This window comes from Xanthomonas sp. NCPPB 3200 (assembly GCF_056393585.1).
In genome coordinates this window covers 1420780-1447402 of sequence record NZ_CM150785.1, presented here as the reverse complement: position 1 = coordinate 1447402, position 26623 = coordinate 1420780, and the positions used below count along the sequence as shown (strand labels likewise).

Here is a 26623-nt window from a genome sequence, read left to right as displayed (position 1 = left end):
GCTATCGTTATCGTTGCGCGGCAGGCAGGCACCGACAGCTGGCGCCTACGCCGCGTAAACCGCGTCAGGCGCGGGCGGCGATCACGCTGCTATCGAGCATCTGCCCGACCATGTTGAGCAGATCGTTGAGGCTGAAAGGCTTGGGCAGCAGCGCCATGCCGTCGGCCAGGAATTCCTGGCGGGTGGCGGCGTTTTCGGCGTAGCCGGTGATGAACAGGATCGGCAAGCCCGGCCGCAGCGCGCGCGCCACGTCGGCCATGTCGCGCCCGTTCATGCCGGGCAGGCCGACGTCGGACACCACCAGATCGATCTCTACCCCGGCACGCAACTGATCCAGCGCGCCGTTGGCATCATCGGCTTCCACCACGTGGTAGCCGGCATCGCTGAGCACCTCGCTGACCATCATGCGCACCACATCGGTGTCGTCCACCAGCAAGATGCGCTCGCTGCGTGTACGGGGCGAACTCGGTGCCGGTGCCGGCGGCACTGCGCTGGCAGTGAGCCCGCGCGGCAGCAGCAAGGCCACCGTGGTTCCGCGGCCCACGGTGCTGGTGATGCGTGCGGTGCCGCCGGACTGGCGCGCAAAGCCATAGGTCATCGACAAGCCCAGGCCGGTGCCCTCGCCGATCGGCTTGGTGGTGAAGAACGGCTCGAAGACCTGATCGAGGATGGCCGGTTCGATGCCGCTGCCATTGTCGATCACGTTCAGCACCACGTAATCACCATCGTCCAGTTCCGGATCGCCTTGCGCGGTGTAGGCCGCGCTCTGGATGCGGATGGTGCCCCGACCCTTCAAGGCGTCACGTGCGTTGATCACCAGGTTGAGCACCACGTTTTCGAGCTGGTTGGCATCGGCCACCGCCACCAGTGGCGTGTCGGCCAACTCCAGCTCCAGCACGATGTTCTCGCCGATCGAGCGGTGCAGCATGTCTTCCAGCGAACGCACGCGTGTGTTGATGTCGAAGGCCTGCGCATCCAGCGATTGCTTGCGCGCGAAGGCGAGCATGCGCTGGGTCAGTGCGGCGGCGCGATGCGCCGAGCCGGTGGCGATCTCGGCCAGCCGCGGCACCCGCTCGATGCGGTTGGACTCGACCGCCAGCTGGATCATGTCCAGGCCGGAAATGATGCTGGTCAGCAGATTGTTGAAGTCGTGCGCGATGCCGCCGGTGAGCTTGCCCAGCGCCTCCATCTTCTGCGCCTGCAGCAACTGGATTTCGGTGCGCTGGCGCTCGGCGATCTGGTGGGCCAGCTCGGTGGTGGCGGTATCCAGCTCCTGGCGCTGCTCACGCTCGCGCAGGCGCTGTTCGGTGACGTCCTCGACCAGCAGCAGGCCCAGATCCGGTTCGCGATACGGCGACACGCGCCACTCGGTTTCGCGCACCTTGCCCTCGCGCAGGATCGACAAGGCACCGCTCCAGCGCTCGCGTTGCGCCAGTGCGTTGGTCAGCGCCTGCACGGTGGCGGCCTGGTCCACGCCGGGTACGGCAAGCGCCTCGCCGGGCGTGACGGTACCGATCAAGCGCTGGAACGCCGCGTTGGCCTCATGCGTGTGCAAGCTCGCATCGACCACCGCAATCGGTGCACTGATGTGCTCGAAGATCTCGCGGAAGCGCGCCTCGCTGATGCGCAAGGCGTCTTCGGCCTGGCGCGCGCGCAGCAGGGTGCGCAGCGTGGCGACCAGCACGCTGGGGTCGACCGGGTGAATCAGGTAGGCGTCGGCACCGGCCTCCAGGCCGGTGATCATGTCGCCGGTGGCGATCGACGCGGCCGACACGTGCACCACCGGCAGCAACGCGGTGCGCGGCTCGGCGCGCAGCGTGCGCACGATGTCAAAGCCGCTCATGTCCGGCAGATTGACGTCCAGCACCACCGCAGAGAATGCCTGCTCGGCCAGTTTGGCCAGGCCGTCGGTGCCGGTGCCGGCTTCTTCGACCACGAACTGATGGTGTTCGAGCACGCGGCGCACCGAATAACGCGTCACCGCGTTATCGTCGACGACCAGAATGTGTGGCTTACTGCCCAAGTGCATCCTCCGCTGCCAGCGTGACCGGCAGCACCACGAAAAATTCCGAGCCCTGCCCGACCACGCTGTTGATCCCCACCGTGCCGCCCAGCAACTCGGCAAACCGCTTGCAGATCGACAGCCCCAGACCGGTGCCGGTGAGGCGTTTCTGCAACGGCGAATCCACCTGTACAAAATCCTCGAACAAGGCGTCGTGAAGCTCGGCCGGAATGCCGATGCCGGTGTCCTGCACGCTGAAGCGCACATGGGTCTCGCCTTCCAGCTGCGCAAATACGCGCACATGGCCTTGCGGGGTGAACTTGAGTGCGTTGGAAATGAAGTTGCGCAGGATCTGCGCCAGCTTCTTGTCGTCGGTATAGAGCATCGGCAGCACCGGCGGGTCTTCGAAGATCAAGGTGGTGCTGCCGGCATCGGTGAGCGGGCGGAACATGCCGCGCAAGGCCGCAAACAGGTCCATCAGATCGAACCAGCCCGGCGAGATGGTGATGCGCCCGGCCTCGATCTTGGCCAGATCCAGCAGGTCGTCGACCATCTCGGTGAGCTCGCGCGCCGAGGCGCTGACAAAGCGCACCTGCTTGGACTGCTCGGCAGTCAGCGGCCCGTCCATGCCGTCTTCCAGCAGCCGCGTGATGCTCAGGATCGAACTGAGCGGGGTGCGGAACTCGTGGCTCATGTACGACAGGAAGCGGCTCTTGAGCTCGGACACATCGCGCAGCTGCTCGGCCTGCTGATCCAGCTCGGCATACAGCGCCAGCACACCCTGGTTGGTCTCTTCCAGCTCTTCGCGCAGGGCCTGGTTCTGCCGCCGCAGCGCATCCAGTTCGGCCAGCGGATCGAGCGGCGGTGTCTCACCGGAAGCATTCATTGCAGGCCTCCCAGCCGCATGACAAATACGCCGCAATCGTCGCGGCCACGCGTGTAATCGCGCAACAGCACCGCCGCAATCAGGCGCGGATGGCGCGACAGCAGGCCCGGGTGATCGCGCAGGTTCCAGCGCGATTGCAGGCCATCGCTGTGCATGACCAGCAGCTTGCCGGCGGCATCCGCAAAATCGAACGGCTGCGCCTTGCGGAACTGCACCCCGACGATGCCCGGATGCGACGGCATGCCACGCACGCCGTCGCCATCGCACAGCGAGGCGACGATATTGCCCACCCCGGCAAAGCGCACCCGGCCGGTGCTGCTGTCGAACTGCATCACCGCGGCCGCGCCGCCGCGGGTACCCGACATGCCGGCATGCAGCTGCGCGATGCGCTCGCCGGGTTCGCCGCGGGCCGCCGCCGCTGCGCGCGCGCCGGCGTCGGCGGCTTCGGCGGCGCCCGGACCGTGGCCCAGGCCATCGATCAGGGTAACGGTCGCCCGCTGCTCGCCAATCGCCAGATGCCAGGCATCGCCGCACACCGTTTCGTTGTGCAGCGGCAGGCGGATGGCGCCGTACGGCAGGTCCAGCTCGGCGCGTTGCTGCGCAAACAACCGTGCCATCACCACCGCACCCTTGGCATCGGAATACGCATCCAGCACCTGCGCCTGGCGCTGGATCGCACCCATCCCGGTACCTGGCGTGCCGGCGGTGGAATAGCCATCGCGCAGGCCGTCCACGAGTGCGAACCCGGGGCCGCCGTCGATGGCGCAGATCTCCACACCCATGCCCTGGGCGGTGGCGACCGTGGACAACTGCAGCACGCCGCCACGTCCATGCTTGACCATGTTGGTGGCAAGCTCGGTAGCCACCAGCGCCACGCGCCCGCAGGCGGCCTCATCGAAACCCAGCGCCTGAGCCAGCACCGCCGCCTCGCGGCGTGCCTGCCCGACCTGGCTGGTTTCGTCGACGCGAAACGCGCGCGTAACCTCGCCGGCGAGCATCACTTCCATTTGGTGATGGTGATCCGCGTGCCCTTGCCGGCCGCGGTGTCCAGCACGAAATCATCCACCAGCCGACGGCTGCCGGACAGGCCCAGCCCCAGCCCGCTGCCGGAGGTCCAGCCATCGGTGAGCGCCAGATCCAGGTCGGGAATGCCGGGGCCCTCGTCGCGGAAGGTCAGCTGCACGCCCTTGCGGATGCCGCTTTCCACCAGGGCCCAATCCATGTCGCCGCCGCCGCCGTAGATCACGGTGTTGCGGGCCAGCTCGCTGGCTGCGGTGACCAGCTTGGTCTGGTCGACCAGACGCAGGCCGCACTGCACCACCAGCTTGCGTACCGTCTGCCGGGCCAGCACCACATCCTGTTCGGTGCGCACCGGTTGCGAACCGGTGGTCACGAAGCGCGATCGGGTTGCTGCAACAGGCGCATGCCGCGTTCGACATTGAGCGCGGTGCGCACCGACGGCAGGGTCAGGCCCAGCTCGACCAGCGTGATCGCCACGGCCGGCTGCATGCCCACCACCACGGTCCTGGCATCCATGATTGCCGCCAAGCCGGAGATGGTGCTGATCATGCGGCCGATGAAGGAGTCGACGATGTCCAGTGCGGAAATGTCGATCAGCACGCCGCGCGCGGAGGTGGCGCTGATCTTTTCCGACAGGTCTTCCTGCAGCGTCATTGCCAGTTGGTCGTGCATGTCCACCTGGATGGTGACCAGCAGCAGGTCGCCCATCCGCAGGATCGGGATGCGCTCCATGTCAGCCCGCCTTGCCCACGGTCACGCCGATGCGCTTGAGCGCCAGCGCCAGTGCGTCGGACAGGTTCGCCTTGGTGACGATGCCCTGCAGGTCCAGGCCCAGGTGCACGATGGTTTGCGCGATCTGCGGGCGCACGCCGCTGATGATGGCGTCGGCGCCCATCAGGCGGATCGCAGTGACGGTCTTGAGCAGGTGCTGCGCGACCAGCGTGTCCACGGTGGGCACGCCGGTGATGTCGATGATGGCGATTTCCGAGCCGGTATCGACGATGCGCTGCAGCAGCGACTCCATCACCACCTGGGTGCGCTGCGAATCCAGCGTGCCGATCATCGGCAGTGCCAGCACGCCCTCCCACAGCTTGACCACCGGGGTGGACAGCTCCAGCATTTCTTCCTGCTGGCGCACGATGATGTCTTCGCGGGTCTTCTGGAACGCCTTGACGGTGTACAGGCCCAGACGGTCCAGCAGCTCGGACAGCGCCCACAGCTGCTGGCCCAGATCCTCCGGCGCATCGGCATACTCGCGCTGCATCAGCGCAAACAGCACCCGCTTGAGCGAGAAGATGAAGTTGGCGGTTTCCTGCGAATCGAAGCCACGGGTGGCGCGGTCGCGCGAGAGGTTTTCCAGGAAACGACGCACCTCGCTCCAGTCGGCGCTATCCAGGCTGCTGCCGCCGTCCTTCAGGGAAGCGACCAGCAGATGCAAAAAGTCCGCGCTCTGGGTTTCGACGTCCTGCCGGGAAATACGTCCATCGCTGCCCAGGCTGGAGCTCAGCCATGCAGCCAACAACGCCGTTTCCTGGCCACGAATCGCATCGATCGAGCGCTGCTGCAATGCCACCATGAGTTCACCCGCCGAGAGTAGAAGAGAGAAGGCTGGGCATGCGGGACGATGGCGCCCCCTGACTGGCGCGGCGCCCCCACGCCGAAGCGCAGCAGAATAAAGCAATTCAGTTTCGGCAACCAGCGACGAACCTGTAGCGGTCAGTGGAACGTGCAGACAGAGTTTGACATTGCGGCGCACGCGGTGAACGTGAGCGCGACCACGCCTGGAAAGATGCGATAACTGCCGTCCCGTTCCCTTGCCACAGGCGCGACGATTGCAGGCGCGACGGCCGCCGGTTGGCGTCCACCGCCGGCTCGGCCGTGCGTGTAGCCGCCGACCGCTACGCAACGGTGGTCATGGTTTTGCGGGCAGAGCGCGTCTGACGCCGCCCCATACCTGTCGGAAGCGCGCATCCCATGCCAGCGGACGCGCCCGCTGCGCCGGCTGGCCCGCTCGTCCACAACCGGCACCGCATGCAACGCGCTGTGCCACCGGCAGGGTGTCTGCGCGGCAGCCAGGCGTGGTCTGATCGCAGCCTGCTTTTTCTCAGGTGGTCGCTCTCCATGTCATCGCTGTTCTCTCCGTATCAACTCAAGGACGTCACCCTGCGCAACCGCATCGCGGTGCCGCCCATGTGCCAGTACACCGCCGTCGACGGCCTCAGCAACGCGTGGCATCAGGTGCACTACGCCAGCATGGCGCGCGGCGGTGCGGGCCTGGTCATCGTCGAAGCTACCGGCGTATCGCCGGAAGGACGCATCACCCCCGGGTGCCTGGGCCTGTGGAACGACGCCCAGGCCGAGGGACTGGCGCGCATCGCGGCATCGATCAGCGCTGCCGGCGCGGTGCCGGGCATCCAGATCGGCCACGCCGGCCGCAAGGCCAGTGCCAACCTGCCGTGGGAAGGCGACGACCACATCCCCGACGGCGACCCGCGCGGCTGGGACACCATCTCGCCCTCGGCCATCGCCTTCGGCGGCGGCCTGCCCAAAGTGCCGCGTGAGATGACGCTGGACGACATCGCCCGCGTGCGCGGCGATTTTGTCGCCGCCGCGCAGCGCGCGCGCGATGCCGGCTTCCAGTGGCTGGAGCTGCATTTTGCCCATGGCTATCTGGCGCAAAGCTTCTTCTCGGTACACGCCAATCAACGCCAGGATCACTACGGCGGCACTGCCGACAACCGTGCGCGCTTCCTGTTGGAAACGCTGCAGGCCGTGCGTGCGGTCTGGCCGGAACAGCTGCCGCTCACCGCACGCTTTGGCGTGATCGAATTCGATGGCCGCGACGAAGAGACCCTGCAGGAAGCCATCGCACTGACGCGCAACTTCAAGCAAGGCGGCCTGGATCTGCTCAACGTCAGCATCGGCTTTAGCACCCCGACTGCGCAGATTCCATGGGGACCGGCCTTGCTGGCGCCTTACGCCGAACGGGTCAGCCGCGAGGCGCAGCTGCCGGTTGCCTCGTCCTGGAACATCGACGATCCGCTGGAAGCCGACCGCGTCGTCGCCGCCGGACAGATGGAGCTGGTGATGGTCGGCCGCGCGCACCTGGCCAACCCACACTGGCCGTATCACGCCGCACTGGCCCTGGGCGAAGAACGCCCGTCGTGGGTGCTGCCGCCCTCGTACGCGCACTGGCTGGAGCGCTACGGCAAGCGCAGCTGATCGGGCAGCTGCCATGCACTGCGAGATAGCCGTACAGGCGAATGCTTAGGTCTGCTGCGGGCGCTTACACCGGGTTTCCAGGGATGGATTCCCGGCGTATCCCGACACTTCATGCGGCGCCGCGCCGCCGACCAGCTCCGCAGACCTGGCAATCTTGTGCAAGACCTCTGCCGGTTCCATGCGAATGCTGCGGTCTGCCGAGGGCGCTTGCACGCGTACCGGCGTGGGACACGCCGCAAGTACGTCCCTGTAGCCTCTGGCGCGGCATCCATGCCGCTCAAGGTCCCACGCCGGCACGCGTGCAAGCACCACCGGTTGTTGTCGGTTGCTGAAAGAAATGCGGAGGGTCAGCTGAGCTGCACGTTCTTCCTAGCGTCCATTCCTGGCGACGTGACAGTAGATGGAAGGCTTACTGATTACATCGGCCACGAAGTCCGCAGGCATCAACACCTGCTTGAAGCATTGCTTGCCGATCAGCGATAGCAATATGGGGAGCGTGGCGCCGCGTCCGGTGGCGGGACCGTGTGGCGACATGGATGTCGCCACCGAGCCTCCAGGGACGGATTCACGGCGTGTCCCGACACTGGATGCGGCGCCGCGCCGCCGACCGACTCCGCACACCGATCAATCTCGCGCACGACATCCACCGGTTCTACGCGAATGCTTCGGTCTGCCGAGGGCGCTTGCCCGCGTACCGGCGTGGGACACGCCGCAAGTACGTCCGTGTAGGCTCTGGCGCGAGATCCATGCCGCGCAAGGTCCCACGCCGGCAACCGCGCAAGCACCACCGATTGCTATCGGTTGCGGAAAGAAATGCGAACAGCCAGATGGGCTGCACGTTCTTCCGAGCATCACCATTCCTGACGACAGGCCAGCAGTTGGCACGCAACCACGCATGCCAATCCCGAATGGCCAATCCCCAATCCCCAATCCCGGCGGCGGCCGCGTCAGCAGCTAATGCGCGACGAGCTTGATCGCCGCCCTACAGCCCGTAACGCTCCACTGCGTCCAGATGCGGGCGCGGGTCCTGATCGCAGGCCTCGGCCAGGCGCAGCCAGCACATCGGGTGCGCCCACTGCGCGGTTGTGGCCAGCAGGACGCGATGCAGTTCCAGCGGCGGCGCCGCTTCCGGCAGCGCCACGGTGAACAGCACGCCCGGCAGACCCGTGCTCGCATCTTCCGGGTCGAACGCCTCCGCGTGTTGCGGATCGACCACGCGATAGTCGTCGCGGCTATGCAGCCACAGTTTCCAGCCACGCGCTTCGATGTCCTCGCGCAAGGCCTCGATCGCCTGCTCGCCGGGATGCACGCCATCCACCAGCCAGCTGCTGCCGTAACCGCCCGCCTCCAGCACATGCACCTGCGCATAGGTCGGCACGAAGCGCTCGCGCTCGGCCTCGTCCTCCGGCGGCGGATACAACAACTCCGCATCGAACACCACCCAGTCGCCGACATGCTGGCGCCGATGCGCCGGTGCATTTTCGACGATACGCGCGGTGACCGGGCCGGTGCGCCGCGCGTAGTACTCGGCTGCCTCGCCGTCATCCACGCAGCGCACGATCACCCAACCCCAGGTTTCTTCGACCACGCCGCTGGTGCTGCTCAGCTCCATGCCGAGCGCCAGCGCCGAGGCGCGCACCGCGTCCCACTGCTGCGCCGCGCTGGCCGCAGTCATGTGATCCCAATGCGCGGAACGCGGTTCTTCCATCAACTCGGTCAACTGTCGATACACCTCGGTGGCATCGGCGAAGCGGCCGGTATTGAGATACATGCGCCCCAGCAAGCCGCGCGCCCCGTGCGAGCCGGGCGACAGTTCCAGCAACGCGGTGCAGGCCTGCTCCAGTGCCGGCCAATCGGCCAGCCGCTGGGCCAGCTGCGCCTCGCACCACAACGCCGCCACCGGCACCAGCGGGCGATACAGCTGCGCCAGCCGGCGCAGGCCGGCCTCGTCGCCACGGCCCAGCAGCAGATTCATCAGCCGGAAGGTCGGGCTGGTTTCGCGATCGGCATGCCGCTGCACGAATGACCACAGCAGCGCGATCGCCTCGTCGTCGGCCGCACACGCGCTCAATGCCGACGCCGTGGTGTCCACCAACTCGGCATCGTCGGGTCGCTCGGCCACTGCCTGCAGCAACCACTGCGCCTCGCGCTCGGGGTTACGCGCCACGTCTTCGCCCTGCGCATCCAGCCATGCCAGCAACTGCTCGGCGGGCACCGGCGCCGGCTCGCCGGCCGGTGCGGTTTCGATGCGCACGGCCAGACCGTCCAGCAGTTGCGTGGCGCCCCGGTCCTGGCGCAACTTGGGCACATGCGCACGCGCAAGCGCCAGGTGGCGGCGTGCGGTCCACACCGCGCCACGTTGCAAGGCCAGCCCGATCGCCATCTCGGCCGCCTCGATCAGGATGCGATGCGCACCGACCTGCGCGTAATGATCGAGCATCACCTGCAGGCGGCTGCCCAGATCCCAGGTGTTGCGCTCGGGTTGGCGCGATACCAGCACCACCACCGCACGCAACCAGTGCAGGCGGTAGCGCGGCGCGACCTCGCGCCACGGCAGAAACGCTTCCAGTGCTTCGTCGTCGCGATTCAACATCGCCAGGGCGCGGGCTTTCTGCAAACGCCGCGGCTGACTGCAGTTGGCCCACTCCGCGCCTTCGCGCGCGGCCTCGCGCTCGCGCTGCTCGATCAGTGCCAGCGCGTCTTCCGCGCGGCCCAGCGAGAGCAGGATCGAAATGCGCATGTCCGGCACGCCGTCGTAGATCTGCCCGCCATGCGCAACAATGGTCTGCGACTGCTGCTCCAGATAACTCAGCGCCGCCTCGCCGCGTCCGTCGTCAAGCAAGGCATCGGCTTTTTCGCAGCTCAGGCATTGGTAGCACGACCAGCTCGGATCGATGCGGCCCAGCGTTTCCTCGCACACCTCGATGCGCTCTTCCACCCAGCCCGGACCGTCGATGTTGGCGTAGCACGCGGCCAGATCCTGGGTCACGCACACCGACTGCGGGCACTCCACCGCATCGGGGCGGTGCGCACGCTCGAACAGCGTCACCGCATCGCTCAGCGCACGCTCGCCCTCGCACAGGTTGCCGACCCGGTTGCGCATTTCCCAATGCCCGACGAACACCTCCAGCCACGGATTGGCCAGCGTCTTGCCCAGCGCACGCGCCTCGGGCAACAGCGCTTCGGCACGTTCGATCTGCAGGTCGCAGATATGGTCGGTCAGGCGCGTCAGCAGTTGCGCATTCTGCGGCTGCCCGGCTTCGCCCAGATCGTCCTGCAGCTTCTCTACCCAGTTCCAGATTTCCATCGTGTTGCTCCTTCGATGCGGCGCTCAGCGTGCCAGCAATTGGGTCACGGCCTCGGCAAGATCGCCGAAGGCCCGGTTCAAATCCGATCCGCCCGATGCGTTGGCACCGGGCTGCGGCTGGGTGCGCCCCTGCGCCGACACGATCACCTTCAGTGAGCGCAGCAGCCGTGCCGCCACCGCCGCCTGCGGATTGCCGGCGCGTTGCGCCGCCAGCAGCGCCTGCAATGCCGGGTTATCGAGATTCAGGTAGAGCCGCTGGGTCTGCCGTGCTTCGATCCCCGCCGTGAACTGCCGGGCCAGCCGCAGCGCAGCGGTGGACACCCGCTTGTCGTTCTCGTCCTGCTCCAGGCGGCGTTTCAGTTCGGCCTCGCGGTCGGGCACCACCACCAACGGCAATGCCTCGGGGCTGAAACGCGCCGGCACCAGCGCTTCGCCATCGCCCAGATGCTGTTCCAGCCAGGCCAGTTCGTCGGCCGGCAGCGTGTCCAGCTGGAACAACTGCCGGTTGCCCTGCTCGGTGCCCAGCTCGACCAGGCGCACGCCCTTGGCCTGCGTCCAGCGGCGCAGGAACGGCACCACCGCATAGCGATTTCCGTAGGCCACCGGCACGCCCATCGCGCGGAACAGCATTTCTTCGAAACCGCTGTCGCTGTCCAGGATCACGTGCACCGCACCACGCGCCGGCAATTGCTGCGCCGGCAGGTCGCCCTGCGAGGTCGGCACCCGCACGTGTTCCATCAGCAACTCGAACAGACGCTCGTCGCACAAGGCAGCGCCCAGCAATGCCTCGTTGTGCCGCAGCAGGATGCGCCGCCAGGCTTCCGGCTGCTGACGCGCCACATCGGCCAGGCCCTGCACCAGCGCCTCGGACAACGCGTGCTGCACGGCCGCGTAGGTGGCATCGCGCTGCAGGTCTTCGCGGCTGGCGGTGGGCGTCAAGCGGTTGGATTCGATCACGCCCCCGATAAAGCCCGCCCACGGCGGCAACAGTTCACGCGCGTTGTCGTCCAGCAGCATGCCGCGCAGGAACACCGACAGATTGCGGTTGTCGCTGGTGCCATAGGTGGCCCCGTCCTGCACCCACAGCAGGCCGACCGCGTCGCTGCCCTCCTCCGCGCGCACCGGCATGCAGCACAAGGGTTCGAAGTTGCGCTCGAAACGTGCAGCAAACTCGCGTTGGCGCCGCCAGGCCTGCACCGGATGCAACGGCACCGCATCGTGCATGCGCCACGGCGGCGGCTCGGGGTTGATCGCCTGGGTATCGGAGCCGATCCAGATCGGCTCGCGCAGCAGCGCGCAATAGCGCGACAGGATTTCGCGCAGCCGTGCTTCCTGGGCCAACAACAGATAGTCCTGGTGCAGTTCCAGCACCACTTCCGTCCCGACCTGCGCACGCGCCGGGATCGGGCTCACCGTGTATTGCTCGGCATTGCTGGAGATATAGCAATGCCCCAGCGTCGGGCTCTGGTAGGAGGTGGTGCGCACGGTGACGCGGCGCGCCAGCACGAAGGCCGACAGAAAGCCCAGCCCGAACATGCCGATCAGGCCGCTGTCCTCATGCCCGCCCTGACGCAGGCCACGCGTATACCCCACGCCGACCGTGGCCAGGTAATCGTGGATCTCCTGCTGGGTCAGCCCGGCGCCGGTGTCGATGATGCGCACGATTCCCTGGGCAGCGTCGGCATGCACTTCGATGCGCGATTCGCCTTGCCAGTCGGGTTGTTCCAGCCGGCGACGCAGGATCGAGTCGTGCGCGTTCTGCACCAGCTCGCGCAGCGCGACCACCGGCGTGGAATACAGATGCTTGCTGAGGACGGACATCAGTCCGTTGAGATCGACGCCTGCACGGCGGATCTGGGAGGCGTCCGTCGCCTCGGAGGTGTGATCTTGCATGATCGTTCATCGTTTCCTTGGCGGCCACGCCCATCCTCGGACGCGCCTTCCTGGGTGGCAGTGCGAGCCGAACAGGATAGCCGCAAGCCACGTCGTACGCACGCGCGCCGCACTCTCACGGCTTCCAATGGCTGGCCGGCCGTTCGGTCGCCACTGCAGCATGCGCTTCGGAAACGACACGCCACGGCCTGCATCGACGCCCGGCCGTGGCGCGCAACGGCCTAGCGCTGCAGGGTTTCCATCGGTGCCTCATTGAAGTGCTGGCGATAGCCCTTGGCCAGCGCCGAGCGGCTGCCCACGCCCCAGCGGCTGGCCGCCTGCAGCACGCTGCCGCAGCCGCCTTCGGCCAGCAGTTCGTCGCGAATGCTCTGCATCCGGTAACGACGCAACACCTGGGTCGGCGACAGCCCGGTAGCGGACTTGAACGCCTGCTGCAGGGCGCGCCCGGTGACGCCGATCTGCGCGGCCACCTCGTTGATCGACAGATCCGAGCGGTGCGCATTGGTGATCATGTAGGCGTAGGCGCGCCGGTACTTGGCCGGCAGCCGCGCGGAGATGTCGTCGCTGACATGCGCCGGCGTGCCGCTTTCCAGCAGCCGCGGCGCCTGTACCTCGCTGCGCAGGCACTGCACCGCACCCAGCGCATAGCGGTTGTACAGCAGCAGTGCCTGCTCGGTCTTGCCCAGCGCCTGGCTGATCTTGGCCTGGCAATACTCGAACTCCAGATTCCAGCGCGGCGCATGGTGCCGGCCGGCGCCGGCCAGGGCGCGCTCTGCCAGATCGGCACGTCCCACTGCCAATGCGGCAAGCGCCAGCTCCACCTGCGCGTCCTGTCGGGCGCAGGGCGGGCAACCGGTGGCGGCGGCCGGCAGCGCATCGATCTGCGCATCGAAACCGAAGGTGTCGCCACCGGCAATGCGCAGCAGATTGCGCACGTGGCGCATGCGCTGTGCGAGCACCGGCATGCTCTCGGCCAGGTCGGCGATGCAGGCGCGCAGCTCGTTGGGCTCGAACGCGTGCGCCGCATCCTCCTGGCGCAGCGTGGCCTGCCAGAACACGTGGTCGCTCATCCGGTCGGCGCGCCGGATGCGCAACTGCGCAATCATGTCCAGGCGCAGCGCAGTGGCGATGCGCAGCCACTCGGTTGCGCCGCTGTCCAGGTCCGCCAGCACGTCGTTGGCACGCTCCAGCGTCTGCAGTGCCAGCGTGCTCTGGCCCAGATGGAAGTGGGTCAGCGCCTTGCCCAGCAGACTCTCACCGCACAGGCAGGCCGGCGTCTCGCGGTCCATCGCCAGCTGCGCAAAGCAGTTCAGTGCAGCGCTCAGGCGGCGCTGGCTCAGCATCAACCAGGCGGTATTGCGGCAGGACAGCAGCCGCAGTTGGCGCTGGTGCCCGCGCATCGCCTTCAAGGCGTGGCGGTAGGCATCTTCGGCCTCCTCCTGGTATTCGAGGATCAACAAGGCGTCGCCGCTGGCGCCGAGCAGGCCGACTTCGTCGTCGGCGCCATCCGCGGCGGCCTGGCCATCACGGCGTTGTTGAAGATGTTGCAGACCTTGCGGCCAGGCACCAACCAGCATCCTGCTTGTATAGGTAGGAAGACGGTCTGCGTACGACAACGCAGAGATCGCCGCGAAGTAGGTTGAAAGGATCATGCCGGGCTCTCTCATAGGGGGATGAGCAAAAACAACAATGCGCCGGTCTGGCTGGCGCAACCGATTGTATGCAGCGGATCCAATGGAATTTCTCACTCCAAGGCACTAAGAAAATCAAAAAACCTCACTCTGTCTCCTGCCAACCCAGTTATGCGGCATGCAGATAAAGGGCACTTTTTGCATACCGCCGGCGCTGTCGTGCATAGGACATTGCACGCCATGCGAAACCGTATTGAAGACAGGATTTCTGCCGGAGAGGATTCGCAAGGCGATCCAAAGACCAAGCCTTGCATTAGCTTGAGCGCTGTCCTGGCATGACGTGGCAATGGCTGCTGGCGCGGCGCTTCAGTAAATGAAAGATGCGCGTCAAACGATGGCCGCGCCGTTGTGCTGCATCGGCGGATCGCTCAGATATTCCATGTGCGCTGCAAGCGCATGCAAATCGCAATACCGTGGTATAGACCTGGACGCGCAATGGAATGGACTCTGCGACCGCGCCCATTGTCTCGCCACGTCGACCGACTGCGCGTTGCGCAATGTCGGAATTTTGTTAGTTACTGACGACACATGCCCTGGATGTAAGAGCTGCTTTACGCCTAGATGAGCGTACGTTAAAGCCGGCCTACCCAAAGCCGAAGAAAAGTACGCAGCAGTGAAACTTTCTGGCTCGGCAATGGTACATACCATTCGTCCGACCCCATGTCGGATCCCTTGGCAGCCAAAGGCGATGGCGATGCACTTATCTATACACGTGGGTTTTGTATTGGCGCCTGCTGTCCGCAACAGGCATCCGACGTACGACTGGTACGTGTGCAGACACGGGAAGGCCGGCTGATGCACGGCAACCTTCCCGGCAAGCAAGGATCGGCTTTCCTGTTGACGCAGGACGCGCGTCTGGCATCGCAGGTCAACGCGAGCCTCGCACCGCTCGCCCCGAGTTTTGCGGTGTTTTCCGATGAACTCGAACTTCTGCGCTCGCTGCGGCATTCCCCTTGCGAGCTGTTGATCTTCGATGCGACCTGCGTCGCGTCGGACGACAGCTCGCTGCTGGCCTGGCAACGCTGCCACAGCGGCCATCCCACGCCGCTGATCGTGCTGGGGCGTTTCGACTGTGCCCACGACATCCTGGCCTGGTACCGCGCCGGCGCACACGATGTGCTCGCCCTACCCTTCAATTCGCACGAGCTGCATGTGCGCGCAGCATTGGCGCTGTCGCCGGTGGCCGAGGCGTGCTCCGAGAGCCAACAGCTGAGTGTGGGCCCCTACCAGCTGATCCGCGACGAAAATACCGTATACCTGCACGGCAAGCCGATCGTGTTGACCGCACGCGAGTTCTCGATCGCCTGGCTGCTGTTTTCCAGCCCCGGTGTGTGTTTCCGCCGCTGCCAGTTGGCCAAGGCGGTGTGGGGTAGCCACACCGAGTTCACCGACCGCACGATGGAGCAACACATCTACAAGCTGCGCAAGAAGCTGCAGCTGTGCAATCACAGCGGCGTGGTGCGCATCAGAACCGTGTATTCGCATGGGTACAAGCTGGAACTTGCCCTGCAGGACAAGGACGCACCGACGCCCGGCAAGGTCGTCAGCCCCAGCACCGGCCATCATGCTGCGGCCTGTTGACCGATGCGGCCCTGCAAGAGCGAAGCGCGGCGACCTGCGCTTGCTGCCTGCTACCGGCGCCTGCATGGCAGTGAATCGGCCGTTGCCGTGCGTTGACCTGGTCAGGCATTAACTGGCAGAGCTTGTTCGCCGGCTCCATGTTGAGTGGAAACGCACCCAGTTAATAGTTCAATAATGTATTGAATATACAAATAGAGCTTGGCGCATTGCCGGTCGACTGCTTCCTACACCCTGGCAGGACGTCCAGGTTTTTGCCGGCAGTTGAAGAACGCATCAATCGAGCCGAATCCGGCACTCAAACGCACGCGTGTTGTTGGTCAGCCTGCGCCAACCGTACATCTCCAGAAACGACAATGGCGCGGAGAAGTCTCCGCGCCATTGTTCGATCAGGCCTTGCACCCGCTTACTGCTTGGGATTCTCGCCGTACTCGTTCGGGCCGGGCGTGCCTTCCAGGCACATGAAGACCAGCACGATGAAGCCGCCCACATAAGGCACCAGGCTGATCAGATAGAACCAGCCCGACTTGCCCTGGTCGTGCAAGCGACGCACGGTCACTGCAATGCTCGGCACAATCAATGCCAGCACCACGATCCCGATGACGGCAGCGACCAGCCACGCCAATGCACCAGGACCGTTCTCGCCGCCCATCAGTGCAGCCGCGATGCCGAACAGGCCGCCCAACACCAGCAGGACGATCGCCTGCAGCAGCATGAACATCCAATATTCCTTGCGGCGCGAGCGGCCATTGAAGTCGGCGTAGCGCTTGAGTGGCAACAACATCCATTCCATCGTGTTTCTCCTGATAACGCGCAGTGAGCGCTGTCCGTGATCCGGTGCACAGTGCAACGGGCCGCGCATGTTGCCATAGCCGCCCTGCGCTGAAAACGTTTTCTTATCGACGAATGGCAGATCGCGACCTGCTGGCCGACGGACGGTCACCGGAGCTGGCGACAGCCAGCCCGAAACTTCATTGATGTCATTCCGGCATGGCGCAGGCGGCCATACCGCCCACTGCACGGCGGTGCGGGGTCAGCTCATCGCGTGCAGAGCGACGCCTGTGCCGACAGTCGCTCCCCCTACCGCACCGGCATCACTCGGCGGCCGCTTCCAGCGCCTGGCTCAGCCGCTCCACCGCAACGATCTCCATGCCCTTGATGCTGGTGGTCTTGGGCGCGTTGGCCTTGGGCACGATCGCGCGCTTGAAGCCGTGGGTGGCGGCCTCTTTCAGACGGTCCTCGCCGTTGGGCACCGGCCGGATCTCGCCGGATAACCCCACCTCGCCAAAGGCGATGGTCTTCTCGGACAGCGGCCGATCGCGCAGCGAGGACAACACCGCCAGCAGCACCGGTAGGTCGGCAGCGGTTTCCTGCACACGGATGCCGCCGACCACATTGACGAACACGTCCTGGTCGCCCACCACGATGCCGCCGTGGCGGTGCAGCACCGCCAGCAGCATCGCCAGCCGGTTCTGCTCCAGACCCACCGCCACGCGCCGCGGATTGGACAGCGGCGAGGCGTCCACCAGCGCCTGCACCTCCACCATCAGCGGACGGGTGCCTTCGCGGGTGACCATCACGCAGCTGCCCGGCTGCTGGGTGCTGCCACCGGACAGGAAGATCGCCGACGGATTGGAGACCTCCTTGAGGCCCTTCTCGCCCATCGCGAACACGCCCAACTCGTTGACCGCACCGAAGCGGTTCTTGAACGCGCGCAACAGCCGGAACCGGCTGCCGCTCTCGCCTTCGAAGTACAGCACCGCATCGACCATATGCTCGAGCACGCGCGGGCCGGCGATGCCGCCTTCCTTGGTCACATGGCCGACCAGGAACACCGCGGTGCCGGTCTCCTTGGCATAGCGCACCAGCCGCGCCGCGCTCTCGCGTACCTGGCTGACCGAGCCCGGCGCTGCGGTCAGCGATTCGGTCCACAGCGTCTGCACCGAGTCGGCCACGATCAGCTTCGGCCGCGCCACGCTGGCATGCTGCAGGATGTTTTCGATGCCGGTTTCGGCCAGCGCGTTCAGGCCCTCCAACGGCAGATCCAGCCGCACCGCGCGCCCGGCCACCTGCGCCAGCGATTCCTCGCCGGTGACGTACAGCACCGGCAGCGTGCTGGCCATGCTCGCCAGCGCCTGCAGCAACAGCGTCGACTTGCCGATGCCGGGATCGCCACCGATCAGCACCACCGCACCTTCGACCAGGCCGCCGCCCAGCACCCGATCGAACTCGCCAATGCCGGTGGACACGCGCGCCTGCTCTGACTGCTGCACGTCCTTGAGCGCGGTGATCTTGGGCGCCTCGGCCTTGCCGGCCCAGCCGCTACGCCGCGATGCCGCAGGCGAGGCTTTGCCGCCGGGCGTGGCGCTTTCGAGCACGATCTCGCTGAGCGTGTTCCAGACCCCGCACTCGGTGCATTGCCCCTGCCACTTGTTGTATTCGGCGCCGCACTCGCCGCAGACATAGGCCGTTTTCGCCTTCGCCATCGTCAGTTAACCAATCGCTTCTGGAGCGACAGGATAGTCGGCGTTGGTCTCAGGATGCGCGACGCTGGCTCGGGATTCGGGATTCGGGATTCGGGAGTCGGGAGTCGGGAGTCGGGAGTCGGGAGTCGGCCAGGCTGCGGCGGCGCTGGAATGGATGCAACCGCGCATTCCTGCTGCTGCGTTTTCACTCGGACATCGATGGCGCCGAGCGTTTGGCTGGCGCGCTGTCTTCTGGTCGGTCGGCATCGGTACCGACCAGAACCAGCGTCTGGAGCCGCATGATCGATCGCAGCCGGTCATGCAGCTCCAGGTCTTGCCATTGCCCGCTTCAACGGCTGCGAGCGGGCGGCTGCCACTCAGCGCGGCTTGTACAACTCGCTCAGGCGATCCGGCTTGCCGGGGATGCGTTCCAGATGCGGATACAGCAGGCCGCCGTGGTAATCGATGCGCACGGTGTCGTAGCGGTCCAGGCGCTTGACCAGCAGTTCGATCGGCGCGGTGGTGCCCTTGGCCGCCTTGATCGCGTCCTTGATCACCTCACTGCTGAAGGCGCGGCCGTTGACCGCCACGATGGTGTTGCCGGCGATCAGGCCGGCATTGAAGGCCGGGCCGTCCCACAGCACATCGCTGATATCGCCAGAGGCCTTCAGGGACACGCCAAGCGAATAGGTCAGGCTGGCGTCCTTGTCGTCGCTCTCGTCGGCCTTGGTGGCCAGGTTCGGCTCCTCGTTATAGACCAGCTTCCAGCCGTTGGCTTCGATACCGCCGTTCAAGGAGCCATGCCCGTCCATGCGGCTGCGCAACAGGCTCGCCCAGTCGTAGGCGGCGATGCCATTGAGCGTGGCGACGATGTCGTCGAAGGTGTACGGGTTGACGTCCCAGTCGCCGTTCTTCATGCCGAAGAAGGCCTTGCCGAAATCGTCGATGGAACGCTTGTTGTTGGTCAGCGCGCGCAGCTTGCTGTCCACTTCCAGCCACATCATCTGGCCGCCGGAGTAATAGTCTTCGGCCATCTGATAGCTACGGTAGGCCTTGGGCCGGCGCATCGACATGGTCGGGTCGTTGGTGGTGTCCTGCACGGTGCGCCAGGCCATGCCGGGGCGACCACGCTCGTAGTTCGCCGCCACGCCGGCCAGCATCTCGCGCGCCTGATCCTGCGTCCACAGGCCCGAACGCGCAGCCATCACTTCGCCCCAGAACTGGGTCTGGCCTTCGTACAGCCAAAGCAGGCTGTCACCCATCGGCACGTTGAAATTGGGCGTGGCCAGGTCGGCGCCACGGCGGTACTTGCCGTTCCAGGAATGGTTGAACTCGTGCGCGAGCAGGTCGCGGCCGGTCCAGCTCTTGTCCCACTCGGTGAAGTAGGTCGGCACGCCGCTGTTTTCGCTGGAACGATGGTGCTCCAGGCCGATGCCGCCCAACTTCTTGGTCAGCGCCAGCAGGAATTCGTAGTGGTCGAAATGCCGCGCGCCGTAGAGCTTGTCCATCTGCTGCACCAGCGATGCATGCGCCTTGATCTGCTCGGGCTTGGCCTCCAGCGACTTGGCTTCGTCGGCGAACACGTTGAGGTAGACCGGCTGCTTGCCGCCGCTCAGCTCCACCCGCTTGTAGTACTTGCCGGCGAACATCGGCGAGTCGACCAGGTCGTCGAAGTCGATCGGCTTGAAGGTCACCGTGTCGCCAACCCGGCGGTCGGTCTCCAGTGCCGTGGCATAGCTCCAGCCGGCTGGCAGCGTGACGCTGGCCTGGGCCTTGATGTTGCGTGCGAAGACGCCGGCCGGATACAGCGCCGTGGTGTTCCACTGCAGGTTGAGCATCTCCGGGGTCATCATCACCCGGCCCTGGTTGGGGGCCTGCGGCGAGAGGAACTTGAACTCGGCCACCAGCTCGCTGGCGCCCTGCGGCACGTCCACGGTGAAGGCATACACATCGAACTGGTCGCGCTTCCACGGCACCACCTTGCCATCGACCTTGATCACCAGACCGGCGAGCTTGTCGATCGGCCCGGTCGGCGAGTGATTGCCGGGAATCCACTGCGGATACAGCAGCGTCATCGGGCCCGGCCGGGCCGGCATGGTGGTTTTGACCTTGAAGATGCGATGGGCCAGATCGGTGGCATCGACGTCGATCTTCAAGGTGCCGTCGAACGGCACGTCCTGCGGCGCGGCAGTTTGTGCGGCCGCAGGCAACGACAGTGCCGCCAGCAACGACACGGACAACAAGGTGGGGATCTTCATCGCAACTCCGCAGGGACCTGGAACAGGCAAGCCCACGATGCTAAGCGCCTGCCCGCGCTTCCCCGTATGCCATAGGTCATGCTGCGCAGCGATTCACACACAAAAAAACCGCCGGTGACCCGGCGGCTTTTTGTCCAGCATGCTTGGATCCGGCGTGCCGTAATCCGGCACAGCGCCGTCTCAATGCATCATGTTGACGTTCATGTTGTGTAGCACCCACAGCGAGCCGACGATCACGATGCCGATGATCAGCAGCGAGAACAGGCCCACCTGCACGTTGGAGCGCTGCTCGGGCGAGCGATCCATGTGCAGGAAGTACACCATGTGCACCAGCATCTGCACTGCGGCCATCAGCGAGATCACGATGACGGTGACGCCCTTGGAGAACGCCCCGCTCATCACCATCGCAAACGGGATGACGGTGAGGATCACGGCCATCACAAAGCCGATCAGGTAGGACTTCAGGCCGCCGGCATGTGCGTCGGCAGCGGTTTCATGCGCGTGGTGATTGGCCATTACAGCGCTCCCAGCAGGTAGACGACGGTGAACACACCGATCCAGATGATGTCCAGGAAATGCCAGAACAGGCTCAGGCAGGCCAGACGCGTGCTGTTGCGCGGGGTTAGGCCGTTCTTGGAGATCTGGATCACCAGCACTGCCATCCACAACAGACCGGAGGCCACGTGCAGGCCGTGCGTGCCCACCAGGGTGAAGAAGGCCGACAGGAACGCGCTGCGCCCCGGACCCGCCCCTTCATGGATCAGGTGGTTGAACTCCCACACTTCCATGCACAGGAAGCCGATACCCAGCAGTGCGGTGACGCCCAGCCAGGCGTACAGCCCGGTCATGCTGCGCTTGTGCGCGGAGATCATCGCAACGCCGAAGCTCAGGCTGCTGAACAACAGCAGGAAGGTTTCCACCAGCACGAACTTCAGGTCGAACAACTCCTTGGCGGTCGGTCCGTCCACCGTGGCGCCCGAGAGCACCGCATAGGTGGCGAACAGGCCGGCGAACAGCAGGCAGTCGCTCATCAGGTAGACCCAGAACCCGAAGACGGTGTTGCCACCGGCGTCGTGATGTTCGTGGTCGTCGTGGCCGCCCGCGTGGGCGGCGTGGTCAAACGTGGTCGAGGAAGACATGGTCATACCACCTTCGCGGCCTGCGCCGCATGTTGCTGTTCGAGCAGGGCAAAGCGCGCGTTTTCGATGCGCTCCACTTCGTCGGCCGGCACCCAGTAATCGATGTCGTCATCGAAGGTGCGCGCAATGAAGCTGCCGATCATGCCGACCAGGCCGATGATGGCCAGCCACCAGATGTGCCAGATCAGACCGAAGCCCATCAGCACGCTGAAGGCACCGATATACACACCTGCCCCGGTGTTGCGCGGCATGTGGATCGCCTCGTACTTGGACGGACGCACCCAGCCCTTGCCGTTCTGCTTGTCGGCCCAGAACTGATCGCGGTCGTCGATGTGCGGCAGCACGGCGAAGTTGTAGAACGGCGGCGGCGAGGAGGTGGCCCACTCCAGCGTACGGCCATCCCACGGATCGCCCGTGTAGTCCATGTGCTCCTTGCGCTTCCACACGCTGTAACCGATCTGCACCAGGTTCAGGAAGATACCCAGGCCGATGATCGCAGCACCGGCCGCAGCGACGTACAGCCACGGCGCCCACTCGGGGTGGTTGTAGGTGTTCATGCGACGGGTCATGCCCATGAAGCCGAGCACGTACAGCGGCATGAAGGCCACGAAGAAACCGATGATCCAGCACCAGAACGAGGCCTTGCCGATCTTCTCGTTGAGCTTGAAGCCGAACGCCTTCGGGAACCAGTAGGTCAGGCCGGCCAGGTAGCCGAACACCACGCCGCCGATGATCACGTTATGGAAGTGCGCGATCAGGAACAGGCTGTTGTGCAGCACGAAGTCCACGGCCGGAATCGCCAGCATCACGCCGGTCATGCCGCCGATGGTGAAGGTGATGATGAAGCCGATCGTCCACAGCACCGGCGAGGTCATGTGCACACGACCGCGGAACATGGTGAACAGCCAGTTGAAGATCTTCACGCCGGTCGGGATCGAGATGATCATCGTCGTGATGCCGAAGAAGGCATTGACGTTGGCACCCGAGCCCATGGTGAAGAAGTGGTGCAACCACACCACGAACGACAGCACGCCGATGCACGAGGTGGCGTAGACCATCGAGGTGTAGCCGAACAGGCGCTTGCGGCTGTAGGTCGCGATCAGCTCGGAGAAGATGCCGAACGCCGGCAGGATCAGGATATAGACTTCCGGGTGACCCCAGATCCAGATCAGGTTGACGTACATCATGGCGTTGCCGCCACCGTCGTTGGTGAAGAAGTGCGTGCCCAGGTAACGGTCGGCACCCAGCAGCGCCAGCGCCACGGTCAGGATCGGGAATGCGGCGATGATCAGGATGTTGGTGATCAGCGCGGTCCAGGTGAAGATCGGCATGCGCATCAGGGTCATGCCCGGTGCGCGCATCCGCATGATCGTCACGAAGAAGTTGATGCCGGTCAGCAACGTGCCCAGGCCTGAGACCTGCAACGCCCAGATGTAGTAGTCGACACCTACGCCCGGACTGTATTCCAGCCCCGACAACGGCGGGTAGGCCAGCCAGCCGGTCTGCGCGAATTCGCCGACACCCAGCGAGATGTTGATCAGCGCCGCACCGGCCACAAACAGCCAGAAGCTCAGCGAGTTCAGGAACGGGAACGCCACGTCACGTGCGCCGATCTGCAGCGGCACGATCAGGTTCAACAGGCCGGTCATGAACGGCATGGCCATGAAGAAGATCATGATCACGCCGTGCGCGGTGAAGATCTGGTCGTAGTGATGCGGCGGCAGCACACCTTCGCCGCCGTTACCCGCCAGCGCCTGCTGGGTGCGCATCATCGCCGCATCGGCGAAGCCGCGCAGCAACATGACCAGCGCCACGATGATGTACATCACACCGATGCGCTTGTGATCCACCGAGGTGAACCACTCCTTCCACAGGTAGCCCCACAGCTTGTACTTGGTGATGGCGCCCGCGATGAGCAGGCCGAGCAGGCCGGCACCACCGAGTGCGACCATGATGATCGGCTCGTGGTACGGAACCGCCTCGATCGTAAGTTTGCCTAGCATCACTTGTCTCCAGAAGTGCACATGGCAACCGGCTCTGCAGCCGCTGCCTGATGGTCGCCATGGCCTTTGTTATGGCCCGGACCATTCATGTATTTGTCGACGAGCGAGCGGAACATGCCGTCCTGCACCGACGAGTAGTAGGTGACCGGATACTGTTCCTTGTCGTTGCGGTTGGCGGCCAGCACCTGGTACTCGGCGGCGTTCAACGCGGTCGGCGATGCCTTGACCTTGGCCACCCACGCATCGAAGCCGGCCTGATCGACCGCATGCGCCTTGAAGCTCATCTTCGAGAAGCCGTGACCGCTGTAGTTGGTCGACAGGCCGAAGTATTCGCCCGGCTCGTTGGCCACCAGGTGCAGCTTGGTTTCCATGCCGGCCATCGCGTAGATCATCGTGCCCAGGTGCGGGATGAAGAACGAGTTCATCACCGTATCGGAGGTGATCTTGAAGTTCAGCGGCGTATGCACCGGGAACGCGATCTCGTTGACCGTGGCGATGTTCTGGTCCGGGTAGATGAACATCCACTTCCAGTCCAGCGACACCGCTTCGATGGTGATCGGCTTGACGTCCGAATCCAGCGGCCGGTACGGGTCCAGCGCATGCGAGGAGCGCCAGGTCAGCACCGCCAGCACCAGGATGATCACGCAGGGGATCGACCACACCACCACTTCGATGGCGGTGGAGTGCGACCAGTCCGGCTCGTAGCGCGCCTTCGTGTTGGACGCGCGGTATTTCCACGCGAACGCAATCGTCATCACGATCACCGGGATGACCACGATCAGCATCAGCACGACCGAGGTGATCAGCAGCTGCTTCTCGTCGTGGCCGATCTGGCCTTTCGGATTGAGAATGGCCGAGTTGCAGCCTGCCAACAGCAGGAACGGCAGCATCAGGCCTGGACGAAGTACACGCCCGAGATGTTTCAACGGAATCATCGGTCGATCCAAGTGCGAAGGAACGCCAGCCTCGTTCGTCGTATCCATGTGGACTCGTCCTGACGGCGCGCTTCCCGGGGGAAGGCAGCCACGCAGACCGAAGACACGAGTTAGCTCCCTGATTTTAGACTTTGCTGCACCTGCACGAAACCCATCGGCAATGATCTGCCGCAATTAATGCGCGCAAAACTGTGCGACATGTTGTCGCAGCGCTGCGCAGGGCGGAAAAGATGCGCTTGCGGCCATCGATTGCGGCCTGTGTGATGTGCGGCGTATATGGCGGCGCAGCGCCGGGATGTGCGTGATCGGCCCAAAACGCAACTGGGCCGACCAATGGTCGACCCAGTACTGAAGCGATGGTGCCGGAAATAGGAATCGAACCTACGACCTACGCATTACGAATGCGCCGCTCTACCAACTGAGCTATTCCGGCGAGCCGTGAATTGTAGGAGCGGAGCCGGTGCCGGGTCAATCGCCACCAGGCGGAGGACGGCATGTCCGGCGACGGACGCGGGCTGTGGCTGGCCGATATGGCCACCTGCAGCAGTGAGGCACACCAACTTGCTGCAGGCAGTCGACGCCGGCTCAGCCAGTGCGGCGTGCCCAGCGTCAGCTGACCAGACGCAACCGCAGTTCCTTGGGCAGCGCGAACACCATCGATTCCGGCTCGCCTTCCAGCTCGGACACACCCTCGGCGCCCAGCTCGCGCAGCCGCGCCAGCACGCCATCGACCAGCACCTGCGGTGCGGAGGCGCCGGCGGTCAGGCCGATGTGCTGCTTGCCGACGATCCAGGCCGGGTCGATCTCGCCGGCGTTGTCGATCAGGTAGGACTCCACCCCGTCGCGCCGGGCCAGCTCACTGAGGCGATTGGAATTGGAGCTGTTGGGCGACCCGACCACCAGCACCAGATCGCATTGGCGCGCCAGATCGCGCACCGCATCCTGGCGGTTCTGGGTGGCGTAGCAGATGTCGTCGTGGCGCGGCCCCTGCATCGCCGGGTAGCGCGCACGCAGGGCCTCGATGATGCCCATGGTGTCGTCCACCGACAGCGTGGTCTGGGTGGTGTAGGCAAGGTTCTCCGGCTGGCGGATCTGCAGCGTGGCGACCTGTTCGATATCCTCGACCAGATAGATCGTGCCCGGACCGCGCTCGCGGCTCCACTGCCCCATCGTGCCTTCCACTTCCGGATGCCCGGCGTGGCCGATCAGCACCACGTCGCGGCCGGCCCGGCAATGCCGCGCCACCTCGAAATGCACCTTGGTCACCAGCGGACAGGTCGCGTCGAACACCTTGAGCCCGCGGCGCTCGGCTTCCTGACGCACCGCCTGCGAGACGCCGTGTGCGCTGAAGATCACCGTGGCGTTGTCGGGCACCTCGTCCAGTTCCTCGACGAAGACCGCGCCGCGCTGCTTGAGGTCGTCGACCACGAAACGGTTGTGTACCACCTCATGGCGCACATAGATCGGCGCGCCCAGCGTTTCGATCGCACGCTTGACGATCTCGATCGCACGGTCGACGCCGGCACAGAAACCACGGGGATTGGCGAGCAGGACATCCATGGCGGGCATTCTACGGGAATGGGGACTGGAGGATGGGACCGGGCGGCGCCGGTGCGCCGCGACTTCAGCGTCGATTCCCGATTTCCGACTTCTGCTTGCCGGCCGTGTCGAACAGACCGAATACCGCAATCCCGATGGCGCCACCCACGATCGCCGAGTCGGCGATGTTGAACGCCGGCCAGGTATGGGTGCCGATGTACCACTGGATGAAATCGACCACGTGGCCGTGCATCAGGCGGTCGATCACGTTGCCGATCGCCCCGCCGATCACCAGCGCATACGGCAGCGCGCTGCGCCACTGCCCACGCGCGGTGCGCGACAGCCAGAACGCCAGCAGGCCGCTGATGCCCACCGCCAACGCGGTGAAGAACCACAGCTGCCAGCCGCCGGCATCGCTCAGGAAACTGAAGGCCGCGCCGGTATTGTAGGTGCGGTACCAGTTCCAGAAGCCGTCGATCACCGGCACCGGGGTGTATTCGGGCAGGCTGGACAGCACCCAGGCCTTGCTCCACTGGTCCAGCCCGACCACGAGTGCCGACAGCAGCAGCCAGATTAGGGCGGAGGGTTTGGGGCGTTGACTCATGTCGGAAGGTCGCAGTTGGTGGTGACTTCTCCGACGTCGGAGAAGATGCCTGGATGGCGATAGGTGACGGCGGTGGCAGAT

General features: G+C 65.2%; 21 protein-coding genes and 1 tRNA gene. 3 read left to right on the top strand and 19 right to left on the bottom strand.

Annotated features, from left to right (window positions below; translation table 11 throughout):
* Positions 1-64 precede the first annotated feature (64 nt).
* From AC06DU_RS06235 to AC06DU_RS06210, 6 genes are read right to left on the bottom strand one after another with little or no spacing between them, the layout of a single operon-like run.
* A complete protein-coding gene (locus AC06DU_RS06235) occupies positions 65-2023 on the bottom strand; it encodes a response regulator (protein ID WP_478203812.1) in 1959 nt (652 codons plus the stop codon).
* A complete protein-coding gene (locus AC06DU_RS06230) occupies positions 2013-2888 on the bottom strand; it encodes a sensor histidine kinase (protein ID WP_065031873.1) in 876 nt (291 codons plus the stop codon). Before AC06DU_RS06230 ends, AC06DU_RS06235 begins: the two co-directional genes overlap by 11 nt.
* On the bottom strand, positions 2885-3895 hold the full coding sequence (locus AC06DU_RS06225; protein ID WP_478203810.1) for an ATP-binding protein: 1011 nt from the start codon (positions 3893-3895) through the stop codon (positions 2885-2887). Before AC06DU_RS06225 ends, AC06DU_RS06230 begins: the two co-directional genes overlap by 4 nt.
* Entirely contained in the window at positions 3886-4281 is a 396-nt protein-coding gene (locus tag AC06DU_RS06220) for an ATP-binding protein (protein WP_016901512.1), read from the bottom strand. Before AC06DU_RS06220 ends, AC06DU_RS06225 begins: the two co-directional genes overlap by 10 nt.
* A complete protein-coding gene (locus AC06DU_RS06215) occupies positions 4278-4640 on the bottom strand; it encodes an STAS domain-containing protein (RefSeq protein ID WP_039511434.1) in 363 nt (120 codons plus the stop codon). Before AC06DU_RS06215 ends, AC06DU_RS06220 begins: the two co-directional genes overlap by 4 nt.
* A 1-nt stretch (position 4641) precedes the next feature.
* Complete coding sequence (locus AC06DU_RS06210) at positions 4642-5484, bottom strand: STAS domain-containing protein (protein ID WP_046342035.1); 843 nt, start codon at positions 5482-5484, stop codon at positions 4642-4644.
* 545 nt (positions 5485-6029) lie between these two features.
* On the opposite strand from AC06DU_RS06210, the gene AC06DU_RS06205 reads away from it, so the two are divergent.
* Positions 6030-7130: an NADH:flavin oxidoreductase/NADH oxidase gene (locus AC06DU_RS06205; protein ID WP_046342034.1), complete on the top strand. Its 1101-nt coding sequence runs from the start codon at positions 6030-6032 to the stop codon at positions 7128-7130.
* Positions 7131-8112: 982 nt separating this feature from the next.
* Here the strand turns inward: AC06DU_RS06205 and AC06DU_RS06200 are convergent.
* The 3 genes from AC06DU_RS06200 to AC06DU_RS06190 all read right to left on the bottom strand — a co-directional run bounded on the left by AC06DU_RS06200 (position 8113) and on the right by AC06DU_RS06190 (position 13907).
* Entirely contained in the window at positions 8113-10437 is a 2325-nt protein-coding gene (locus tag AC06DU_RS06200) for a tetratricopeptide repeat protein (protein ID WP_478203809.1), read from the bottom strand.
* A gap of 24 nt (positions 10438-10461) precedes the next feature.
* The gene (locus tag AC06DU_RS06195) at positions 10462-12330 is read right to left on the bottom strand and encodes an ATP-binding protein (protein WP_184431807.1); all 1869 of its coding nucleotides are present in this window, start codon (positions 12328-12330) and stop codon (positions 10462-10464) included.
* Positions 12331-12551: 221 nt separating this feature from the next.
* Positions 12552-13907 (bottom strand): helix-turn-helix transcriptional regulator, encoded by a 1356-nt coding sequence (locus tag AC06DU_RS06190; RefSeq protein ID WP_179465022.1) that lies wholly within the window; start codon positions 13905-13907, stop codon positions 12552-12554.
* Between the two features lie 96 nt (positions 13908-14003).
* On the opposite strand from AC06DU_RS06190, the gene AC06DU_RS06185 reads away from it, so the two are divergent.
* Together AC06DU_RS06185 and AC06DU_RS06180 are read left to right on the top strand one after the other, a co-directional pair.
* Entirely contained in the window at positions 14004-14300 is a 297-nt protein-coding gene (locus AC06DU_RS06185) for a hypothetical protein (protein ID WP_478203807.1), read from the top strand.
* A 516-nt stretch (positions 14301-14816) separates the two neighbouring features.
* Positions 14817-15602 carry a winged helix-turn-helix domain-containing protein gene (locus tag AC06DU_RS06180; protein WP_478203806.1) on the top strand — a complete coding sequence of 262 codons (786 nt, stop codon included), beginning with the start codon at positions 14817-14819 and terminating at the stop codon, positions 15600-15602.
* Positions 15603-16005: 403 nt separating this feature from the next.
* On the opposite strand, the gene AC06DU_RS06175 is transcribed toward AC06DU_RS06180, so the two are convergent.
* From AC06DU_RS06175 to lspA, 10 genes are all read right to left on the bottom strand, one after another.
* Positions 16006-16392, bottom strand: coding sequence for a DUF805 domain-containing protein (locus tag AC06DU_RS06175; protein ID WP_024940069.1), 387 nt, complete (start codon positions 16390-16392; stop codon positions 16006-16008).
* A 301-nt stretch (positions 16393-16693) separates the two neighbouring features.
* Positions 16694-18085 (bottom strand): DNA repair protein RadA, encoded by a 1392-nt coding sequence (radA, locus tag AC06DU_RS06170; RefSeq protein WP_016901522.1) that lies wholly within the window; start codon positions 18083-18085, stop codon positions 16694-16696.
* Between the two features lie 356 nt (positions 18086-18441).
* Positions 18442-20322 carry a M61 family metallopeptidase gene (locus AC06DU_RS06165; protein ID WP_166771045.1) on the bottom strand — a complete coding sequence of 627 codons (1881 nt, stop codon included), beginning with the start codon at positions 20320-20322 and terminating at the stop codon, positions 18442-18444.
* A 180-nt stretch (positions 20323-20502) separates the two neighbouring features.
* Positions 20503-20838: a cytochrome o ubiquinol oxidase subunit IV gene (gene cyoD, locus AC06DU_RS06160; RefSeq protein WP_006450195.1), complete on the bottom strand. Its 336-nt coding sequence runs from the start codon at positions 20836-20838 to the stop codon at positions 20503-20505.
* Positions 20838-21467, bottom strand: coding sequence for a cytochrome o ubiquinol oxidase subunit III (cyoC, locus tag AC06DU_RS06155; protein WP_478203805.1), 630 nt, complete (start codon positions 21465-21467; stop codon positions 20838-20840). The genes cyoD and cyoC overlap by 1 nt, the downstream gene beginning before the upstream one ends.
* Positions 21464-23464: a cytochrome o ubiquinol oxidase subunit I gene (cyoB, locus tag AC06DU_RS06150; protein WP_039511404.1), complete on the bottom strand. Its 2001-nt coding sequence runs from the start codon at positions 23462-23464 to the stop codon at positions 21464-21466. The genes cyoC and cyoB overlap by 4 nt, the downstream gene beginning before the upstream one ends.
* Positions 23464-24399, bottom strand: coding sequence for a ubiquinol oxidase subunit II (gene cyoA, locus AC06DU_RS06145; protein WP_024940071.1), 936 nt, complete (start codon positions 24397-24399; stop codon positions 23464-23466). Before cyoA ends, cyoB begins: the two co-directional genes overlap by 1 nt.
* Before the next feature lie 357 nt (positions 24400-24756).
* Positions 24757-24832: transfer RNA gene (locus AC06DU_RS06140), tRNA-Thr, on the bottom strand.
* Positions 24833-25008: 176 nt separating this feature from the next.
* Complete coding sequence (gene ispH, locus AC06DU_RS06135; RefSeq protein WP_104563214.1) at positions 25009-25959, bottom strand: 4-hydroxy-3-methylbut-2-enyl diphosphate reductase; 951 nt, start codon at positions 25957-25959, stop codon at positions 25009-25011.
* A 64-nt stretch (positions 25960-26023) separates the two neighbouring features.
* Positions 26024-26542 carry a signal peptidase II gene (gene lspA / locus AC06DU_RS06130; protein ID WP_046342029.1) on the bottom strand — a complete coding sequence of 173 codons (519 nt, stop codon included), beginning with the start codon at positions 26540-26542 and terminating at the stop codon, positions 26024-26026.
* Between the last annotated feature and the right edge of the window lie 81 nt (positions 26543-26623).

What these genes read in the sequence shown, in the direction of transcription:
- AC06DU_RS06230 (WP_065031873.1), bottom strand. Translation starts at nt 2,888, where the DNA reads ATGAATGCTTCCGGTGAGACACCGCCGCTCGATCCGCTGGCCGAACTG.
- AC06DU_RS06225 (WP_478203810.1), bottom strand. Translation starts at nt 3,895, where the DNA reads ATGGAAGTGATGCTCGCCGGCGAGGTTACGCGCGCGTTTCGCGTCGAC.
- AC06DU_RS06215 (WP_039511434.1), bottom strand. Translation starts at nt 4,640, where the DNA reads ATGGAGCGCATCCCGATCCTGCGGATGGGCGACCTGCTGCTGGTCACC.
- AC06DU_RS06210 (WP_046342035.1), bottom strand. Translation starts at nt 5,484, where the DNA reads ATGGTGGCATTGCAGCAGCGCTCGATCGATGCGATTCGTGGCCAGGAA.
- AC06DU_RS06205 (WP_046342034.1), top strand. Translation starts at nt 6,030, where the DNA reads ATGTCATCGCTGTTCTCTCCGTATCAACTCAAGGACGTCACCCTGCGC.
- AC06DU_RS06200 (WP_478203809.1), bottom strand. Translation starts at nt 10,437, where the DNA reads ATGGAAATCTGGAACTGGGTAGAGAAGCTGCAGGACGATCTGGGCGAA.
- AC06DU_RS06195 (WP_184431807.1), bottom strand. Translation starts at nt 12,330, where the DNA reads ATGCAAGATCACACCTCCGAGGCGACGGACGCCTCCCAGATCCGCCGT.
- AC06DU_RS06190 (WP_179465022.1), bottom strand. Translation starts at nt 13,907, where the DNA reads ATGCTGGTTGGTGCCTGGCCGCAAGGTCTGCAACATCTTCAACAACGC.
- AC06DU_RS06185 (WP_478203807.1), top strand. Translation starts at nt 14,004, where the DNA reads ATGAGCAAAAACAACAATGCGCCGGTCTGGCTGGCGCAACCGATTGTA.
- AC06DU_RS06180 (WP_478203806.1), top strand. Translation starts at nt 14,817, where the DNA reads ATGCACGGCAACCTTCCCGGCAAGCAAGGATCGGCTTTCCTGTTGACG.
- AC06DU_RS06175 (WP_024940069.1), bottom strand. Translation starts at nt 16,392, where the DNA reads ATGGAATGGATGTTGTTGCCACTCAAGCGCTACGCCGACTTCAATGGC.
- radA (WP_016901522.1), bottom strand. Translation starts at nt 18,085, where the DNA reads ATGGCGAAGGCGAAAACGGCCTATGTCTGCGGCGAGTGCGGCGCCGAA.
- AC06DU_RS06165 (WP_166771045.1), bottom strand. Translation starts at nt 20,322, where the DNA reads ATGAAGATCCCCACCTTGTTGTCCGTGTCGTTGCTGGCGGCACTGTCG.
- cyoD (WP_006450195.1), bottom strand. Translation starts at nt 20,838, where the DNA reads ATGGCCAATCACCACGCGCATGAAACCGCTGCCGACGCACATGCCGGC.
- cyoC (WP_478203805.1), bottom strand. Translation starts at nt 21,467, where the DNA reads ATGACCATGTCTTCCTCGACCACGTTTGACCACGCCGCCCACGCGGGC.
- cyoB (WP_039511404.1), bottom strand. Translation starts at nt 23,464, where the DNA reads ATGCTAGGCAAACTTACGATCGAGGCGGTTCCGTACCACGAGCCGATC.
- cyoA (WP_024940071.1), bottom strand. Translation starts at nt 24,399, where the DNA reads ATGATTCCGTTGAAACATCTCGGGCGTGTACTTCGTCCAGGCCTGATG.
- ispH (WP_104563214.1), bottom strand. Translation starts at nt 25,959, where the DNA reads ATGGATGTCCTGCTCGCCAATCCCCGTGGTTTCTGTGCCGGCGTCGAC.
- lspA (WP_046342029.1), bottom strand. Translation starts at nt 26,542, where the DNA reads ATGAGTCAACGCCCCAAACCCTCCGCCCTAATCTGGCTGCTGCTGTCG.